Origin of the sequence: Paenibacillus allorhizosphaerae, from assembly GCF_042659105.1 — a bacterium.
GTDB classification, from domain to species: Bacteria; Bacillota; Bacilli; order Paenibacillales; family NBRC-103111; genus Paenibacillus_G; species Paenibacillus_G allorhizosphaerae.
The window spans coordinates 881,724-896,907 of sequence record NZ_JBHSRV010000001.1 but is presented as its reverse complement, the minus strand read 5'-3'; the positions used below and the strand labels follow the sequence as shown (position 1 = coordinate 896,907).

The window sequence follows — 15,184 nt, the reverse complement described above, 5'->3', positions numbered from 1 at the left end:
CGACCCGTAAGATGTGCCGATAAGGCTTGAAGTAGGCGGGTGCTGCCGCTTCGGTTAGCGCTTACGGGCGGATCGTTACCCGCGTCCCGATCGGAACGAGCTTCGACAGCCGAATGACGTCGGGATTGTACATGCGAATGCAGCCGTGGGAAACCATTTTGCCGATGGAAGAAGGATCGTTGGTGCCGTGGATGCCGTAATGCGGTTTGGACAGTCCCATCCAGAACGCGCCGAACGGACCGCCGGGGTTTTGCTGCTTGTTGACGATGGTGAATTCCCCGTGAGGGGTTTGCAGCGCGACGCGGCCGATTCCTACGGGAAACGAGTCCACCACTACGCTGTTATTTAACAAATACAGCCGGCGGTCCGATAAATCGATAATAATCCGGTACATGAACTCAACTCCCCAGGACGTTTCATAGACTCCGCCTTCACGGGCAGCGTGAACGGAGTCTATTGCAGTGTATTCGGCCGCCCGTAGAGAGGTTCGGACCGAATCATTTGAGGAGCTGTTCCTTGGGAGAATGAAGCTCGCTGTAAAGGCTGCGGAATTCGGTGGGAGCGACGCCGAGCCGTTTTTTGAACGTTTTGGAAAAATGGAAAATATCGTGAAAACCGGTCTCGCTCGCGACTTCTCCAATCGTCATGTCCGAAGACATAATGAGCTGCTTCGCTTTTTCCATCCTGCGTTCATAAATGTAGGTCATCGGGGTAACGCCCAGATGATTTTTGAAGAAACGGATGAAGTAGTTCGGGTGATGGTGCACTTGTTCCGCTAGCTCGGCGATACTCATGTCTTTCGTCAGATTCATGTCGATGTACTGGAGCACGGTGCTCAATTTGCTGCTGGTTAAGGTGGATGAAGATTTCGGCTTTTCCAGCACCGCTTGTTCAATGTAGCAAGATATCAAATCAAGCAGCGCCGCCTGAATACGGATCGATTTGGCGGGGCCATGCTGCGATTTGAAGGCGGTTATTAACCGTTCGAACGCCGCGATCACGAGGGTAGGGTCGTCAATGGTCAGACAATAGGGCAGCTTGCACAGCGTAAACAAATTCATGAAGCTCACATTGGAGTTGAAATGACACCAGTACTTTTGATAAGTCCGTTCCGGATCGGTAGTGGAGAAACTTTGCGGCAACCCAGCGGGAGCAAACACCATCTGCCCGGGCTGCGGAAACAGCTCCTGCCCGCCGACGGTCATTTTGCCTTGCCCGCTTTCAATGTAATAAATTTTGCTGTATGTCGGCGTAAATAGACCCTTCGTCCAGTTCGGCTTGCATTTGCTTAACAAGGCGATGACCAACTCGGTTTTCAAATCAGCCAAAAACTGGCTGATCAACGTATCGTTTTGCGTTTCCATGTGCATTTCCCCCTTATCACGTATGGAGCTACAAAGGTTAGTTCTGTACAAAAACGAGTTAACTACGCCCATTTTGATTATACCATACCGCATGTAGAATGAAGGGGAAATGATCATGAAGCTATTGCAGGGGGTCGCCATGACGAAACGAGATATGTATATGGATAATGCGGAAGCGGAGGCGCTGCAGCAGGCGGCGAAGTCCGAGCTTTCGGAAGAAGTTCAAGACCGGCGGTTGGCTTGGTGGAGAGAAGCCCGGTTCGGGATGTTTATTCATTGGGGCTTGTATTCGCTGCTTGGCGGCGTATGGAAAGGCAAAGAAGTACCCGGAGCTTACGGAGAGCATATTATGCTCCGCGGCCAAATTCCGGTAAAAGAATACGAGACCGTCGCCGAGTCGTTTAATCCGACGCGTTTTGATGCGGATGCGTGGGTAAGAGCGGCCAAAGAAGCGGGAATGAAATACTTGGTCATCACAGCGAAGCATCATGACGGGTTTGCTCTGTACGACTCCGCAGTCAGCGATTTTAATATCGTCAAGCGCACGCCTTACGGCCGCGATCCGATGAAGGATTTAGCCGAAGCCTGCCGCAAACATGACGTGAAGTTGTGTTTCTACTATTCCCATTCGATGGATTGGCATCATCCCGATTCTCAAGGGAATACCCACGACTATCCGAACAATATCGGCGCTTGGGACGATCTCGAATCGTGGATCAACGATGAAGACAAACGTACCCGGTACGAGCGGTATTTGAACGAAAAGGCGTTCCCGCAGCTGAAGGAGCTGTTGACCCAGTACGGCGACGTCGGGCTCATCTGGTTCGATTGCGGCCACAAGGTGACGGATGAGCAAGGCCAGCGGTTCGTCGATTTTGTGCGCAGCCTGCAGCCGGATTGCCTCGTCAACCGCAGAGTGAGAAGAGACGGCTTCGGCGATTACGGCAATTCCGGCGATAATCAGCTGCATATTCGCATCAATCGCAAGGATTGGGAATCGATTCATACGATGAACAATTCGTGGGGTTATAAGAAAACGGATCACAACTGGAAGTCGGTCAAAAGCATTTTGCACAACATGATTGACGTGTTCAGCCTGAACGGCAACTATTTATTGAACGTCGGTCCGACGCCCGAAGGCGAATTTGACGATAAATCGATCGAAATTCTTCAGGGCGTCGGCCGCTGGATGGAGCAAAACGACGAAAGCGTACACGGCACCTCAGGCAGCCCGATCGGCAAGCCGCAATGGGGCCGCTGCACCGCGAACGGGCAGAAGCTGTATTTGCACGTGTTCGATTGGCCTGCAAGCGGTGAGCTTATCGTTCCCGGTTTGCGAAACGGACTGGCGCGCGCTTACCTGCTTGCCGATCCGAAGCGGACGCCGCTGCGATGGGAGCGGGTCGGTAAAGAAGACATTCGTCTCTATGTACCGTCGGAAGCGCTCGACCCCGATGCAACGGTCATCGTCGCCGAGGCGGAAGGCGAACTCGATGCCAACCCGGTGAAACGACTGCTTGAGAAAGATTATGCGAATCGCTTCGGCGCGTTCGACGGCGACATCGAGGGGGAAAAACTGCGGTACGATACCGGTAAAAAAGACCGTGATGTCGTTACCGACTGGGCGAACGTTGCCGATCGCATCCGCTGGACATACCGTGCGGCCTCTCCGGGCGATTACAGCGTAAAGATCGTCTACGGGGCACAGGAGGGCAAGGCGGGAGGAACGTTCATCGTAGAAACGAACGGTCAAAAGCTGACCGGCAGTGTAACGGCCAAAGGCAACGGATACGAGTTTATCGAGCAGGAACTGGGTGTCATCCGGCTCGATGAACCGGGGAGCTACGGGCTTACGGTTCGCGCGGACACCATAACGGGCGATGTATTAATGAATCTGAAGGAAGTACAACTGCGTCCTGTCAAGTCACGATGACATGTCGTCACATGTGCTGATTTAATTTACAATAAGCTGAGGGTTCGTTTGTTTCATGCGAATTCTCGGCTTTTTTTGCGCGACGGTAAGTTTAATGTTGCCGAACAACCAAAATATGGTACGATTTACATTGGGTACTTTGGCGGTTGCAAGCCGCTTGATGAGATGCAGCCGCGGGGCGGTCTGCCCGAGAAAATGAAAACGGATCGGGAGGTTTTGCGTTGAATACGGCCAATAAGATTACGATTTCGAGAATTTGTCTGATCCCTTTATTTTTGCTGTCGATGTCTCCATTGATATCATGGTTGCCGTATAACGTATACATCGCGACTGCCATATTCGTATTGGCTGCAGCCACGGATAAACTTGACGGATACGTCGCACGAAAGTATAACCAGGTGACCAATCTTGGGAAGCTGTTGGATCCGCTGGCGGACAAGCTGCTCATTTCCGCCGCGCTCATCATGCTTGTCCAGGAGCAGAAGCTGTCGTCGTGGATCGCGGTCGTCATTATCGGCCGCGAGATTTTGATTACCGCCATTCGCATTATGGGGGCGATGCGAAGAATCGTTTTGGCCGCTGACCGTTACGGCAAGCTGAAGCTGGTGTTGCAGGTCGCAGGAATCGCAGCCGTACTCCTGGATAATTATCCTTTTGCCTTGTTCACTCCGTTGCCGGTACATCAGCTCACCATTTTTGCGGCCGTCATTCTTACGCTGTACTCCGGTTTTAACTATATTCGGAACAACTACAAGCTGCTTGAATTGCATACGTAAACAAACGTCAATTTCAAAGAGTTCTAGATTATAGCAATAGCAGCAATCGTTGTCACCAACTTGATAATCCATATGTCATGGGTCTGTACCTTGATGGTACAGATTTTTTCTTTTGTTTTTCACAAATCGGATTTGTTCATAACAAATCCAAAATGTATTCATTACTTCAAATGAGCAAATTATATTGACTAACCGGTCAGTATGCGTTATGTTTTTACTGACCGATCGGTTAGTATCCATGGAAAGGAAGTGAAGCATTGCCTTTACAGCTTTACGAGAGAGAAAAGGTTTTGGGAGCTTGTCTGTCTGTGTTCGCGCAGCACGGATATAAAAACACTTCAACGGTGATGTTGGCGGAGGCAGCCGGTATTTCCAAGGCGTTGATCTTCCATCATTTCAGCAGCAAAAAAAAGTTGTATTTCAGCTTGTTGGAGCATTGTTTTGGGAAGATGCGGACAGAGCTCCGAGTGGATTCCATTGCTCGGAATCACGATTTTTTTGAAACGATTGACCAGTTTAGCCGCCTAAAATTCAATTATTATCGAAACTTTTCTGATGAATATAAGTTGGTGTACGAAGCTTTTTATTTGACGCCGGATGAATTAAAAGACGACATTGAAGAAAAGTATGGTCATGCGATAGCTGCCAAGAATCAAGTGTGGGAGCAATTATTTGAAAATGTTCCGCTTCGGGAAGGTGTAGACCGCAAGCAGGCTTTTGAGCTAATCTTTATCACATTGGAACATTTCGAAAAGAAGTTCTTAGCGGAAGTCACTGCCATAGACGCTATTGATGAGGAATACGTTCAAAACTTTTTCGATTCGATGAATTCATTTTGCAGCATGATCCGCCATGGAATCGCCCAATGAAAAATGCAGAATGGAAGGGGTATATTCATGGAAAAAATAACGAGTAACGATTTTGCCTCGCCGGAAAACATGCGTGATTTCATTGCATTCTATAAGCGACTTGCCGGACAACAAGAGCCGCTCTACCGTCTTGACGATTTTTTCGGTATGGGCGGTGCATGGGTCGCATTCCGTCATGACGATGTTGCAACGATTTTGAAAGACCCTCGTTTTCTCAAAGATATGCAAAAGCTTGCAATGCAGCACAATAAACAGGAATCCGCCCAGGAAAATACGTCCGTGGGCAATATCGTTGAATGGATGAAAAGTATGCCGAATATGCTTACGGTCGATCCGCCCGATCATACCCGTTTGCGAAGGTTGGCCTCCAAAGCGTTCACTCCGCATATGATTGAGGGCCTTTGTCCCCGTATTCAGCAAATTGCCGACGAGTTGTTGGATGCTGTGAAGGAGAGAGGCAGCATGGACCTTATTGCGGATTATGCGTATCCGCTGCCCATTATTGTCATCTCGGAGATGCTGGGGATTGCCGCTAGCGATCGAAATCAATTTCGCGAATGGACGCGCACGCTCGGGGAAGCTGCATTGGATCCTCGTCAGGGGGCTGCAGTTATTGCGACACTGGAGGAGTTTGTCCAATACATCAAAACTTTGCTAGCCGAAAAGCGCGCACATCCCGGTAATGATGTGACGAGCGGCTTGGTGCAGGCTTACGATGAAGGAGACAAGTTAAGCGAGAATGAACTTCTTTCGACCATTTGGCTGCTCATTACCGCCGGGCATGAAACGACGGTAAATCTAATTGGCAATGGCATGCTTGCGCTGCTGCAGCATCCCGAGCAAATGCGCTTGCTCCGGGACGATCCATCGTTGCTTCCCGCTGCCGTCGAAGAACTGTTGCGCTATGCTGGCCCCGTTATGATAACCAGCCGTGTTGCGGGCGAGGATATCATCATGCACGGCAAACAAATCCGCAAAGGCGAGATGGTTGTAGTCTCATTGGCCGGTGCCAATCTTGACCCGCATCAGCATGCCAATCCCGAGGCTTTGGATATTACCCGTGAAGAGAATGAGCATCTGGCCTTCGGTAAAGGGATCCATCTTTGTTTGGGGGCTCCGCTGGCACGTTTGGAAGGGCAGATTGCTTTCGGCACATTGCTGCAGCGGCTCCCTAATCTACGACTGTCGATCGAACCGGAGCAGCTGGTTTATAACTACAGCACATTACGTTCCCTTGCAAGCCTGCCGGTGAATTTCTAACCTGTTTCACCGTGCATGGCCCGGAAGGATGGTACAATACGTTCGAAGCACCCGGACCAAACGCTTATCCGTTTGGTTCCGGGTGCTGTCGCTAAATGACAAGCGAAAGGGCAGAGCATACGGATTCGATTTCGGGATATTTAAGAATGTAGCTGACTCGATTGACAATCAGCCGGTCCGTTACATAAGTGATCATTTCAAGCTCATGTAACGATTCGTCGACGTTCCGCTGCAGATCCAAATCTACGATGCAATCAACGAGACGAAAAGAGACGACGTTATTCAGATCGCCGCTCAATGTTATTACATTCGCTTGCGTTCCCCGGCTCACAAAAAAAGCATTTGCGATCCGGGGATAGCCGGTTCCGATGGTAATCATATAAGCGGGCAGCTCTTTGCGTAAGCTGAACACCGCCAATCTTGAACCGTTTGTCCCCAGGTCAAGCAGTTCGATCACTTCTCGCTTTTGCTCCAGCAGCACGTCTTTGCCTGCTATGCCGATGTCCGCGGCTCCGTACTCCACAATGATCGGCCCATCCATCGGTTTTACATCCGTATTTTTCCATTGTCAATCAAAGGTTGGAGTTTACATGTTTACCGGCGGCAGCCTTGGACTTTATGTTGGAGTCTACAGCTGTCGCTTTTCGTTTGTGAAAAGCCGACATGGGAGGAACACCTATGAACGGTCAGCAGGTTGGCTCGCTACGTTTTCAAATCGATTTTAGCCAACCGCTTTACGAGCAAATATTGGATCAAGTGCGAAGCTCGATCGCGAAAGGAGAAATCGGCTTGGGAGACAAGATGTCTTCGGTAAGTGAACTGGCGCAGGAGCTGCGGATGAATCCGAATACGGTAATGCGCGCCTATCAGGAGCTGGATCGCGATGGATTGACGGAGAAACGGCGCGGGCAAGGGACATACGTCACCTCTTCGCCTGAACGGGTAAAGAAGTTCAGGACGGAGCTCGCGGCTCAATATATCGAATCCTTTCTAGCGCAGATGGAAAGCTTGGGCTTGACATGGAACGATATTGAGGAGTATGTGAGCCGCAATTCGGCAGAGGACAAAAGAGGTGCGCCGTCGTGACGCAGCCGGTCGTCGTATGCAAGCAAGTGACCAAGCGTTACGGCAAAAAAATCGCGCTCGATGGACTGGATGTCGTCATCCCCGCGGGACGAATCGTCGGCGTTCTCGGCCCATATGCGCAGCACAACTTTTCGATGGACGGAAGAAGGAAAATGACCAGGCGGTATGGAATAATTATGCAAATAAGACGGCAAAGGAGTGCGAGTCGTCTCCGCTCCCGGTGCAATGAACTTGCTGCAACAAGTAGCAAAAAACGCCTGTGAACCATTCGAAGGTATCAAACCTATGGTCGGTGACCTACAACATGACGAGTGGGGACATTCGCGTCGCAGTTGAAACGAATTTCGAAGAAATACACTGCTTTCGCCTTCCGATGGGTTTGACGGATCAGGCAAGCGATCCCTGTAGTAAAGGGGAGTAACGGCTGCAATGGAGCCGCAGCCTGAAAGGGAGACATACCGTGGAAGGGGAATGCACCAATGGCGCAAACGGAAGCCGTGTTTTTTGATCTGTACGAAACGTTAATATCCGAGTACAAAGACGGGGTTCGAAGGGTAAGCCGTGCGGACCAAAACTACCTTGAACTGCTGGGCATATCGAATGAACAATTCAAGCGCGAGTGGGGGCTCCGGCAGACGAAAAGAATGACGGGGCATTTTCCCGATTATCCTTCCGTAGTAAAAGACATTGCCGCGAGCTGCAGCGTGGAATGCCCGGAAGACTCACTCGAACGATTATATGCGGGGCGCATCGAGGAAAAGGCCGCGCCGTTCGGCGATATCGGCCCGGACATATCCGAAATGCTGGACGGGTTGAAGAAGCGGGGAATCAAGCTCGGACTGATCAGCAATTGCACCGAAGAAGAAGTAAGAGCGTGGGAACGCAGTATTTTGCCGCCATATTTCGACGATGTCATCTTCTCGTATAAGTCCGGTTACGCCAAACCGGATATTCGCATCTACGAGTTGGCCTGCAACCGGTTGGGCGTTCGTGCGGAACAATCGCTATTCGTTGGAGACGGCGGGTCGAATGAGCTGGACGGGGCGCGAGCGGCGGGCTTGACAGCCTATCATGCCACCTGGTTTATCCCGGACTATATTAGCGGTAAAATTACAGATCACAAAAAATTAACGAAGCCATCGCATTTATTAACTGAAATCAGGATGTGAAACGATATACAAAGCCGAATGCTGCGGACGAAGTCTGCGCCACCCGGCTTTTTGTCGTTTTTGTGGGACTCACCAACGTGAGCGCTGCCGGTTCTTGCCGTACGGGCAAGATGAAATTTTGCCGAGCTAGGCATTCACCGTGTAGCTGTCCTGCGCGCCGGAATAAAGTGCATAAGAAAATCCGGAAAAGCAGGTGCTCGCATGCGTTTATTAATGGTAGCCCCGGAACAGTTTCCCGTTCCCGGCGGGGGTTCCGTCGAAATCTGTATGCTTGCCATCGCCAAGAAACTTGCGAAGCAGCATCACGTCACGATCGTCAGCCGTCAAAAAGGCGGTTCGCAAACTATAAGCCGTATCGGACACAACCTGACGATCGTCCGCGTTCCTTCGGGAAGCTCCAACCGTTACATCTCCTCCGTGCTTCGATTTATGAAAGGCCGCAAATATGACTTGATCCAGGTGGACAATCGTCCCTACTTTATGGCGCAAATCAAGCGAGCGTTCCCTCGAACTCCGGTGAGCTTGTTCCTGCATTCGTTGACGTTCGTGCCTCGGACGAAGTCGATTAATGCCTGTTTGCATAAAGCGGATTTGATCATCGCGAACAGCAATTCGCTTCAGCACAATTTGAACAAATTATTTCCCGCCCAACGGCATAAAATCCGAACCGTTCATCTTGGCGTCGATACGGAGCGGTTCAAACCGTCAGGCCGGAGACCATCTAAGCGTTCGTGCGTCATTTTGTTTGTCGGCAGAGTGATTCCGCGTAAAGGCGTGCCGGTGCTGATCAAAGCCGTTCGGAAAGTCAGGAAACAATGGGGCAGCGCAACGCTGCTCGTGGCGGGCAAAGGGAAAAGAGCGTATCTCGGCGAATTAAAGCGCCAAGCCAGGAAACAGAATGTACCGGTGAAATTTTTGGGCAATATTCCGCACAACAAAATTCATCGCGTGTATCGTCTTGCAGATTGTTTCGTTTGTCCTTCACAGGAGCATGAAGCGTTCGGACTTGTCAATGTGGAAGCGATGGCGTCGGGGATACCGGTTATCGCTTCGAATATCGGAGGAATTAAAGAAATCGTTAAGCATGGGCACAACGGCTACCTTGTAGCGAAGTACAAAAAAGCGAAAGCTTTTGCACAATATATCGTTAAGATCGCCAAAAACCGTTCGCTGCAAGCAAGATTAGGACGTAACGGGCGAATGACCGTCAAGCGCAACTTCAGCTGGGGTAACACGGCAAGCAAGCTATCCGTCATCTACTTGAGGCGCGCGATGAAGTAGGAGAGGATATAAGTACTTGTTTAGACCCATGAACTCCAAAAAGACCCCTATGGCCGAGCTGTCAGGGGTTCTTTGTATATGACTGGCAGTTCTATCAAATAATATCAGAAATCCATGTTCACCTTCTTGACGGTGCCCTCTTGAAGATTTTCTTTGCGTATTCCTGCATCATCAGACCCTGAAGAGGAGAAGCTGATCCACACGGTTCGAGGGATCGGGCTATGTATTGCGATGAGAAAACCGATTCGCGATTTTTTCGTACGGCTGCCTATTCGGTGGAAGATGATTTTTTGGTCATCGACATTCATTTTTTTCTTGTTTGCCTTCTATACGTTGGCTCAATATATGGTGTTAAAAAATTGGATGTTGAAGCACGAGACGGATTTAATTCAAAAAAGCATGGGGCAATTGCAGGACTACTTTTTGGAAAAAGGCGAAGTTTTAAACGAAAGAGAAATTTTGAAAAGTCGATCATTCGTCAAACAGGTCAATCAGAAGGATCAATTTATTCGTATTTTGAATGAAGAGGGTGCCCCGATTCTTACGGTGACGGATCAAGTGCCTACCGAATGGGTTGTGCCGAAAAAGGTTTCGCGAAGGGAAATGACGGACCAGCGTGACGCAAACGAGCATTTGATCATATTGAGAAGTCCGCTCATCACCGATCATTTCCAAGGAACGATTGAAATTATCGGCTACCTGGAAACATTCGATGAAGTCAATGAGGAACTAATTATTGTTATGTTTGTCGGCTGCGTGCTTTCGATCCTATTCAGCGCTTTGGGCGGGACATTCATTGCGGGCCGGTTTCTTGCGCCGGTTCGCGCCTTGTCTGTCGCCATTCAAAACGTGAAGCAAAAGGGACTCCATGAGCGCGTTCACCATATAGAAAATGGCGATGAACTCGCACACTTGGCCGCGCTATTTAACGATATGATGAATCAATTGGAGCGAGTGTTCCTGCAGCAAAAGCAATTTTTGGAGGATGCCTCACATGAACTGCGGACGCCGGTTACGATTTTGGAAGGGCATCTATCCATGTTGAATCGTTGGGGCAAGGCAAATCCGGACGTACTTGAGGAGTCGTTGCAAGCCTCCTTGCAGGAAGTCAAGCGGCTGAGAGGAATGGTTCAGGAGCTGACGATGCTGATTCGAGCCGAAACTCCCGATATTCAGGAAAAAAGAGAGTTGATTCACGTAGAGGAAGTTGCGGAACAAACGGTAAAAAGCTTCGCTTCGGCGCATCCGCAGTTTCAGTTCCAATTGGATCTGGAGCGGCTTAGCGGGATTAGGATTGAGATGGTTGGGCTTCATCTGGAGCAAATATTGTTGATTGTACTGGACAATGCGATCAAGTACACCGGGGAACATAGGTCGGTTGAAGTCAAAGGAGCCGTCCTTGATGGATGGGCTGAAGTTACCATTGCCGACCGGGGCATCGGGATTCCGGAAGATGAATTGCCTTATGTATTCGACCGGTTCTACAGAGTCGATAAAGCGAGAAGCCGTAAACGCGGAGGTTCCGGCTTAGGACTATCCATCGCCAAAAGATTGACGGAAATGTACCGCGGCCATATTCGCATTGCCAGCAATGAGAACGAAGGGACGACTGTGACGATCCGGTTTCCTTTGGATTAAGAAGTATGTCACCCGAAAAGCTTCGAATGATCCGTTGGAGACCGACATAAAAAATCCCCCCTGTATACATAGGGGGGACTGTTCCTATAACAATTTTAGAGCTTGCGCACCCTGAAGTTGTCTTCCAGCAGCAGCCAATTTTGCGGGAACGGATAGCCGAGCACCCAATAACTGATCCCTTTCAAATTGTACGTTTTGACGAGATTAAATTTGGCTTGCGCGCTGCGGGCATCCTCAAACCATACTTCATGGTTGCGTCCCTGCTCGTCTGTGTAACGGAAATAAGGAGATTGGGTTTGGGCGTCGTATTGAATGGCCGCGCCATGCTGCACGGCGCGCCGGAATGCTTCCTGCACGCTGAACGTTTCCGCTTCCTGTCCCTGCACATGCGGCAGGAGCCAATCCCGAGCGTAGAGCTGAAAGCCCATTAATAATTTATGCGACGGAATGACGCGGGTCGCATAGTTTAACACCGCTCGAATCTGGTCGATGGGGGAGATGGCCTGCGGCGGCCCGAACCGGTATCCCCATTCGTAAGTCATCAGAACGATGAAGTCGACAATCTCTCCCTGTGCTTCGTAATCATGCGCTTCGTACAGCAATCCTTTCTGCTCTTTGCTCGTCTTCGGCGCAACCGACGTCGATACGAAATAGTGCTCGGCATGCAGCCGTTCGACGGCGCGCCGGAGAAACTGATTGTACAGCTCGCGGTCGGCCGGACGCACGTTTTCGAAATCGACGTTCAAGCCTTGGTATTTTTTACTCCGCATCGTATCGATAATGTTCGTCAATAGCTTATCTTGCAGCTCCGTGCTGCTAAGAATGATATGAGCGACCTCCGAACCGAGCTCCGTAGCCGAGAAATTCGTAATGGCCATGATCGGCACAACCTGCGTCTGTTCAGCGGCTTGGATCAGCAATGTATCGTTGACGGCTTCCAGGCTGCCGTCGCGCTGAATGCGATAGCCGAACGGCGTAAGATACGTTAGATGCCGGCCGATGTCGCGAACTTCCTGAGCGCCCGCTTCGTCAAACTGGATGGTGAACGCGTTCACATCGATTGTTGGTTTCCGCTTTGCCGGAATTTGGATCACTTGTCCGGGCTGTATCATATAAGGGTTCGGGATTCGGTTGATTTGCTGCAGAGCTTGCACCGTCGTTCCGTACAGCCGCGCAATCTGCCATAAATTATCGCCTGGCCGCACGATGTGCCTGGAAGGCAGCGGGATGACCAGTGCTTGACCGACGGTCAACCGATTGGCGTCCGGCAGCTCATTCGCGGCAACGATCTCATCGATGCTGACACCGTAACGCCGGGACAGCAGCCATAAATTTTCTCCGCTTTGAATGACATGGATCAGCATACCATACCTCTCTTTTCTAGAAAGTAGTCTATGGTACAGTATTCAGCGAATGTCCCGGGTGTGTGACATTTTACAAAAAAAGCCGAAGACGCTGCCGCATGTATGCGGTCGTCTTCGGCTTTGAATTAATTGATCAAGCGGCGCGCGCCCCAATAATGAGAATCATAGTACGGCGTGCCGAACAAAGTGCTGATTTTTACTTCTCTCGTACCGAGCGTACCCGCTTGCAAAACTTTATTGTCTCCGAGATAAATCGCGACGTGAGATACTCCGCTGGTATACGTGCCTTGCAGGAAGATCAGGTCGCCCTTGCGAAGGTTGCTTTTGTCGACGGGCGTGCCCATTTGACTTTGGAGCGCCGAAGAGTGAAGCAGATTAAATCCGTGGCTGTTAAACGCGTATTGGACAAAACCGGAGCAGTCGAAAGCTACGCCGGGCGTATCGCCGCCAAACACATAAGGTACTCCGAGCTGCGTCATCCCTGTCGCAATAATGGCGTCCGCTTTCACTTCCCAGCTTTCTTTGGCGCCGGATTGGACGGGGCGATTAATCTTCACGCCATTGTAAATGTTGCGCGGATCCACATTCGGATTGGCCGCGATCAAATCGGTTATATTCACATTCAGCTTTTGGGAAATGGTCCAGAACGTATCGTCATCTGTAGCTATGTAGACGTCAGATGGCGCAGCGGATGCAACTCCGCCGAACAGAATACTGAAGCCAAGTATGGTTGAAACAATCGTTTTTTTCATAGTTTCCCTCCCATTCGTAGTTGCAGCAAATCTATTATATGAAAAATAGCAAGTGAGAGAATACAAGTAAAATGTGGAAAATCAGCGAAAGCGGCGTGTCAATAAAACCGAAATCGTATCGTTTTCTGCGGTTGCCCGGGAAATATCGTTTTTATTCCGAATTCCGTTCTGCTAAGATAAAGCTATGAAAATAACAGATGTGGAGATATGAAGCATGCAAATCGGCACGACCATACGGGCGATCAGACAGCGCCGCGGTATCACGCTTGGCCAGCTTTGTGAAGGAACGGGTTTATCGCAAGGGTTCATGAGTCAAGTGGAAAACAACAAAACTTCGCCGTCATTAGCGACGCTGGAGACGATCGCCGATTATTTCAACGTACCCATCGCGTATTTGCTGTTGAGGCAGGAGGAGCGGATGAGCGTAGTACGCAAATCGGAACGCACCTTCAGCCTGTACCGGGGCGTCCAAATAATCGAGCATCTGGCCGAAATTGGCGGTCTGCGGATGTCGATCACGGAAATACCGCCGGGTAGTCCGGCTGACAAAGAGACGAATGAGCATGAAGGGCTGGAAACCCATTATGTAATCAAAGGAAAACTGTCCGTCGGCCAAGGGGAGGATGAGTACACGGTCGAGGAGGGCGATACATTCTCCTGGCATGCTTCCGTGCCGCATTGGGTCACCAATGCCGGGGAGGAAACCGCGGTTTTATTAATTATCGTATATAACGAAAACTATAAGAAGCATCGGTAACCATGCGGCGGATTTCCGCGATTACAATCTAGTGACTGTAAAAAAAGGGAGTTTCCCTGCTTTTACGGTTTTTTTTTGTTGCAAATATTTTAAATACAAATAATAAATTTATATTAGAAATATTTTTGTTGACATATAAATCGGCAAAATGATATAGTTTACGCATGTAAGAGACTAACAAAAAATAAGTGATAGGAGATGAACATGTTGTCGAATGTTAAATTATGGTCTTATACGGTGGTACGCGTCCTGTTAGGTATCATCTTCCTCGTACATGGCACGGCCAAATTTCAGATGGGTCTCGGAAACGTTTCGAATTTTTTCCAAAGTTTAGGTTTGCCGGGTGCGCTCGGGTATTTGGTCGCGATCATTGAGCTTGTCGGCGGCATCGCGCTTATCGTGGGACTCGGCTCAAGATATATTGCCGCACTGTTGTTCCTGGTAATGATCGGCGCGATTGTAAAGGTGAAGCTTGGTCTTGGCTTGATGGGCGACGGCAAATCGCCTGGTTACGAGCTTGAGCTAGCGCTGGCGTTAGCTTCCTTATATATTGCAGCGGAAAATTACAAGCAGTTCGGCTTGGACCGGTTCCTGATGAAGCATAATCCATCGGCATAATGCGTCGTTAACACAAAAAAAGCTTAGTCAAGTGCGAACTTGACTAAGTTTTTTTTGTGTTGCTGCAGAAATGCGAATGTGCACTACTGAACAATGTAGATGATGAGCGCGGCGTATCCGAGAATCAGCACAGCGATATAAATCCATGATAATCTCGACCAGTTTCCTTTCGTTTTATTATCATAGCCCGGATTGCCTTCTCTATTTTTTTTGGACACCCCGATCCACATCGTCCAGGCGGCGCCAATGAGCATGATCGTAGCAAATAGTATATAGTAGACCGTTAGTGACATTATCTTCACACCTCGCAAAAAAGT

The 15,184-nt window shown here is 49.7% G+C and carries 17 protein-coding genes; 11 read left to right on the top strand and 6 right to left on the bottom strand.

From position 1 onward, the window contains the following. Window positions 1-61 precede the first annotated feature (61 nt). Both ACFQI7_RS03795 and ACFQI7_RS03790 read right to left on the bottom strand, forming a co-directional pair. Window positions 62-394, bottom strand: coding sequence for a L,D-transpeptidase (locus ACFQI7_RS03795; protein WP_218097402.1), 333 nt, complete (start codon window positions 392-394; stop codon window positions 62-64). Window positions 395-497: 103 nt separating this feature from the next. Continuing rightward, window positions 498-1,364 (bottom strand): AraC family transcriptional regulator, encoded by an 867-nt coding sequence (locus tag ACFQI7_RS03790; RefSeq protein WP_218097403.1) that lies wholly within the window; start codon window positions 1,362-1,364, stop codon window positions 498-500. Between the two features lie 115 nt (window positions 1,365-1,479). Here ACFQI7_RS03790 and ACFQI7_RS03785 point away from each other — a divergent pair, with 115 nt between their 5' ends. The 4 genes from ACFQI7_RS03785 (at window position 1,480) to ACFQI7_RS03770 (ending at window position 6,202) form a co-directional block, all read left to right on the top strand. Further along, on the top strand, window positions 1,480-3,297 hold the full coding sequence (locus ACFQI7_RS03785; RefSeq protein WP_230414646.1) for an alpha-L-fucosidase: 1,818 nt from the start codon (window positions 1,480-1,482) through the stop codon (window positions 3,295-3,297). Window positions 3,298-3,518: 221 nt separating this feature from the next. Beyond that, window positions 3,519-4,073 carry a CDP-diacylglycerol--glycerol-3-phosphate 3-phosphatidyltransferase gene (pgsA, locus tag ACFQI7_RS03780; RefSeq protein ID WP_218097404.1) on the top strand — a complete coding sequence of 185 codons (555 nt, stop codon included), beginning with the start codon at window positions 3,519-3,521 and terminating at the stop codon, window positions 4,071-4,073. Window positions 4,074-4,330: 257 nt separating this feature from the next. After that, window positions 4,331-4,942 (top strand): TetR/AcrR family transcriptional regulator, encoded by a 612-nt coding sequence (locus ACFQI7_RS03775; RefSeq protein WP_218097405.1) that lies wholly within the window; start codon window positions 4,331-4,333, stop codon window positions 4,940-4,942. Window positions 4,943-4,969: 27 nt separating this feature from the next. Then, window positions 4,970-6,202, top strand: a complete 1,233-nt coding sequence (locus ACFQI7_RS03770) for a cytochrome P450 family protein (RefSeq protein WP_218097406.1) — start codon at window positions 4,970-4,972, stop codon at window positions 6,200-6,202. A 91-nt stretch (window positions 6,203-6,293) separates the two neighbouring features. Here the strand turns inward: ACFQI7_RS03770 and ACFQI7_RS03765 are convergent, their stop codons facing one another. Then, window positions 6,294-6,743, bottom strand: coding sequence for a type 2 periplasmic-binding domain-containing protein (locus ACFQI7_RS03765; RefSeq protein WP_218097407.1), 450 nt, complete (start codon window positions 6,741-6,743; stop codon window positions 6,294-6,296). A gap of 137 nt (window positions 6,744-6,880) precedes the next feature. Here ACFQI7_RS03765 and ACFQI7_RS03760 point away from each other — a divergent pair, with 137 nt between their 5' ends. The 5 genes from ACFQI7_RS03760 to ACFQI7_RS03740 all read left to right on the top strand — a co-directional run bounded on the left by ACFQI7_RS03760 (window position 6,881) and on the right by ACFQI7_RS03740 (window position 11,376). Further along, complete coding sequence (locus ACFQI7_RS03760; RefSeq protein ID WP_218097408.1) at window positions 6,881-7,288, top strand: GntR family transcriptional regulator; 408 nt, start codon at window positions 6,881-6,883, stop codon at window positions 7,286-7,288. Next, window positions 7,285-7,551 (top strand): hypothetical protein, encoded by a 267-nt coding sequence (locus ACFQI7_RS03755; protein ID WP_230414647.1) that lies wholly within the window; start codon window positions 7,285-7,287, stop codon window positions 7,549-7,551. Before ACFQI7_RS03760 ends, ACFQI7_RS03755 begins: the two co-directional genes overlap by 4 nt. Window positions 7,552-7,767: 216 nt before the next feature. Continuing rightward, window positions 7,768-8,457 carry an HAD family hydrolase gene (locus ACFQI7_RS03750; RefSeq protein ID WP_218097409.1) on the top strand — a complete coding sequence of 230 codons (690 nt, stop codon included), beginning with the start codon at window positions 7,768-7,770 and terminating at the stop codon, window positions 8,455-8,457. A 201-nt stretch (window positions 8,458-8,658) separates the two neighbouring features. Continuing rightward, window positions 8,659-9,738, top strand: coding sequence for a glycosyltransferase family 4 protein (locus tag ACFQI7_RS03745; RefSeq protein ID WP_218097410.1), 1,080 nt, complete (start codon window positions 8,659-8,661; stop codon window positions 9,736-9,738). A gap of 153 nt (window positions 9,739-9,891) precedes the next feature. Next, window positions 9,892-11,376: a HAMP domain-containing sensor histidine kinase gene (locus ACFQI7_RS03740; RefSeq protein WP_218097411.1), complete on the top strand. Its 1,485-nt coding sequence runs from the start codon at window positions 9,892-9,894 to the stop codon at window positions 11,374-11,376. Between the two features lie 95 nt (window positions 11,377-11,471). On the opposite strand, the gene ACFQI7_RS03735 is transcribed toward ACFQI7_RS03740, so the two are convergent. Then, window positions 11,472-12,740: a LysM peptidoglycan-binding domain-containing protein gene (locus tag ACFQI7_RS03735; RefSeq protein WP_218097412.1), complete on the bottom strand. Its 1,269-nt coding sequence runs from the start codon at window positions 12,738-12,740 to the stop codon at window positions 11,472-11,474. A gap of 125 nt (window positions 12,741-12,865) precedes the next feature. Continuing rightward, entirely contained in the window at window positions 12,866-13,492 is a 627-nt protein-coding gene (locus ACFQI7_RS03730) for a C40 family peptidase (RefSeq protein ID WP_218097413.1), read from the bottom strand. Window positions 13,493-13,706: 214 nt separating this feature from the next. On the opposite strand from ACFQI7_RS03730, the gene ACFQI7_RS03725 reads away from it, so the two are divergent. Together ACFQI7_RS03725 and ACFQI7_RS03720 are read left to right on the top strand one after the other, a co-directional pair. After that, window positions 13,707-14,249 (top strand): helix-turn-helix domain-containing protein, encoded by a 543-nt coding sequence (locus tag ACFQI7_RS03725; protein WP_218097414.1) that lies wholly within the window; start codon window positions 13,707-13,709, stop codon window positions 14,247-14,249. A gap of 204 nt (window positions 14,250-14,453) precedes the next feature. Next, window positions 14,454-14,867: a DoxX family protein gene (locus tag ACFQI7_RS03720; RefSeq protein ID WP_218097415.1), complete on the top strand. Its 414-nt coding sequence runs from the start codon at window positions 14,454-14,456 to the stop codon at window positions 14,865-14,867. A gap of 83 nt (window positions 14,868-14,950) precedes the next feature. Here ACFQI7_RS03720 and ACFQI7_RS03715 read toward each other — a convergent pair whose 3' ends face one another. Then, the gene (locus ACFQI7_RS03715) at window positions 14,951-15,160 is read right to left on the bottom strand and encodes a hypothetical protein (protein ID WP_218097416.1); all 210 of its coding nucleotides are present in this window, start codon (window positions 15,158-15,160) and stop codon (window positions 14,951-14,953) included. Window positions 15,161-15,184 lie beyond the last annotated feature (24 nt).

Coding starts and splice junctions, on each gene's coding strand:
- ACFQI7_RS03795 (WP_218097402.1), bottom strand. CDS start 394: ATGTACCGGATTATTATCGATTTATCGGACCGCCGGCTGTATTTGTTA.
- ACFQI7_RS03790 (WP_218097403.1), bottom strand. CDS start 1,364: ATGGAAACGCAAAACGATACGTTGATCAGCCAGTTTTTGGCTGATTTG.
- ACFQI7_RS03785 (WP_230414646.1), top strand. CDS start 1,480: ATGAAGCTATTGCAGGGGGTCGCCATGACGAAACGAGATATGTATATG.
- ACFQI7_RS03770 (WP_218097406.1), top strand. CDS start 4,970: ATGGAAAAAATAACGAGTAACGATTTTGCCTCGCCGGAAAACATGCGT.
- ACFQI7_RS03765 (WP_218097407.1), bottom strand. CDS start 6,743: ATGGATGGGCCGATCATTGTGGAGTACGGAGCCGCGGACATCGGCATA.
- ACFQI7_RS03760 (WP_218097408.1), top strand. CDS start 6,881: ATGAACGGTCAGCAGGTTGGCTCGCTACGTTTTCAAATCGATTTTAGC.
- ACFQI7_RS03750 (WP_218097409.1), top strand. CDS start 7,768: ATGGCGCAAACGGAAGCCGTGTTTTTTGATCTGTACGAAACGTTAATA.
- ACFQI7_RS03745 (WP_218097410.1), top strand. CDS start 8,659: ATGCGTTTATTAATGGTAGCCCCGGAACAGTTTCCCGTTCCCGGCGGG.
- ACFQI7_RS03735 (WP_218097412.1), bottom strand. CDS start 12,740: ATGCTGATCCATGTCATTCAAAGCGGAGAAAATTTATGGCTGCTGTCC.
- ACFQI7_RS03730 (WP_218097413.1), bottom strand. CDS start 13,492: ATGAAAAAAACGATTGTTTCAACCATACTTGGCTTCAGTATTCTGTTC.
- ACFQI7_RS03725 (WP_218097414.1), top strand. CDS start 13,707: ATGCAAATCGGCACGACCATACGGGCGATCAGACAGCGCCGCGGTATC.
- ACFQI7_RS03720 (WP_218097415.1), top strand. CDS start 14,454: ATGTTGTCGAATGTTAAATTATGGTCTTATACGGTGGTACGCGTCCTG.
- ACFQI7_RS03715 (WP_218097416.1), bottom strand. CDS start 15,160: ATGTCACTAACGGTCTACTATATACTATTTGCTACGATCATGCTCATT.